This is a genomic window from Sphaerimonospora mesophila (assembly GCF_001417795.1).
GTDB classification, from domain to species: Bacteria; Actinomycetota; Actinomycetes; order Streptosporangiales; family Streptosporangiaceae; genus Sphaerimonospora; species Sphaerimonospora mesophila.
In genome coordinates this window covers 1-992 of the sequence record NZ_BCBX01000083.1, presented here as the reverse complement: position 1 = coordinate 992, position 992 = coordinate 1, and the positions used below count along the sequence as shown (strand labels likewise).

Annotated in this window: 1 protein-coding gene; it reads right to left on the bottom strand. The window is 52.0% G+C overall.

The window, feature by feature from the left end; all coding sequences use genetic code 11:
* The coding region (locus AP234_RS39065; RefSeq protein WP_231606986.1) for a nucleotidyltransferase domain-containing protein at window positions 1–467 on the bottom strand (467 nt) is incomplete at its 3' end.
* Window positions 468–992: the final 525 nt, after the last annotated feature.

The window sequence follows — 992 nt, the reverse complement described above, 5'->3', positions numbered from 1 at the left end:
AGAATTTCGCTTTCACCCGGGCTCGCGCTGGTTTCCAGCAGATCGTTAATCAGCGCACGACGGGTGGTTTCATCCAGACGCACGGTCACGGTCACCAGCAGATCAATATCGCTATGCGGTTTCAGGCCGCCATCCACCGCGCTGCCATACAGATGCACGGCCAGCAGGGTCGGTTCCAGATGACGTTCAATCACGCCCACCACTTCAGACAGCTGGGTGCTCACTTCCGCAATCACCGCTTCACGCATAATGTTCAGTTTGGTTTTCGGACGGCTGCCCTGCTGGGTCACATCGTTGCTGCTCCACAGCATCAGGCAACGGCCCACCGCATAACGCGCCTGCTGTTTGCTCGCACGCGGCATGCTCTGCACGCCAAAAAAGCAATCATAGCACGCCATAAACACCGCCACCGCACCATTACCGCCGCTACGTTCGGTCAGGGTACGGCTCCAATTACGGCTACGCATACTCTTCCTTTTTCAATATTATTGAAGCATTTATCAGGGTTATTGTCTCATGAGCGGATACATATTTGAATGTATTTAGAAAAATAAACAAATAGGGGTTCCGCGCACATTTCCCCGAAAAGTGCCACCTAAATTGTAAGCGTTAATATTTTGTTAAAATTCGCGTTAAATTTTTGTTAAATCAGCTCATTTTTTAACCAATAGGCCGAAATCGGCAAAATCCCTTATAAATCAAAAGAATAGACCGAGATAGGGTTGAGTGGCCGCTACAGGGCGCTCCCATTCGCCATTCAGGCTGCGCAACTGTTGGGAAGGGCGTTTCGGTGCGGGCCTCTTCGCTATTACGCCAGCTGGCGAAAGGGGGATGTGCTGCAAGGCGATTAAGTTGGGTAACGCCAGGGTTTTCCCAGTCACGACGTTGTAAAACGACGGCCAGTGAGCGCGACGTAATACGACTCACTATAGGGCGAATTGAGTGAAGGCCGTCAAGGCCTAGGCGCGCCGGATCCCCCGGGCCATACTAGT